Origin of the sequence: Streptomyces chisholmiae (assembly GCF_031845445.1) — a bacterium.
Classification (GTDB): Bacteria; Actinomycetota; Actinomycetes; order Streptomycetales; family Streptomycetaceae; genus Streptomyces; species Streptomyces chisholmiae.
Window position 1 is genome coordinate 1 of sequence record NZ_JAVREO010000192.1, and the last position, 450, is coordinate 450.

At 62.2% G+C, this 450-nt stretch carries 2 pseudogenes; both read right to left on the reverse strand.

Annotation, left to right across the window (positions count from 1 at the left end):
• Nucleotides 1-186, reverse strand: a pseudogene (locus RM844_RS32760) (hypothetical protein); the annotation flags it as partial.
• 38 nt (nucleotides 187-224) lie between these two features.
• Nucleotides 225-450 (reverse strand): annotated as a pseudogene (locus RM844_RS32765) (hypothetical protein); the annotation flags it as partial.

Consider the following 450-nt stretch of genomic DNA (forward strand, 5'->3'; position numbering starts at 1 on the left):
CGGATGGTGCATGAGCTCGCTGACCTCGTCGTAACGAAGGACGGCGATCCCGTACTCGGTATGGGCGAACCAGCTGACTTCCCGGGCCTCGTGGACCAGGGCCGAGGTGATCGAGAACGAGGGATCGGTCACGTTCAGGCGCGGGGCCTCGGTGTCAGTGTTGGCGGTGATGGTGTTCGGAGTCATGGTGACTCTCCTTTGGAGATCGTAATCTGGCTGGTCGGCTAAACAGGCTGCGCCACAACGGGTTTATCCGGTGAGCTAGCCGGCCCAGGGATCGCGTCGGCGTGTGGCGTGGTGCCGTTGGAATGGGAGCGGACGATGGCCATGTAGAGCAGACCCAGCCCGATGACGATGCCTGACATCAGCAGCACGATGTAGTTGTCGTACCAGGGCGCTTCGGGCGTCCGGGGCCAACAGATGTTGATGATGGCTGCCACTCCGTAGACC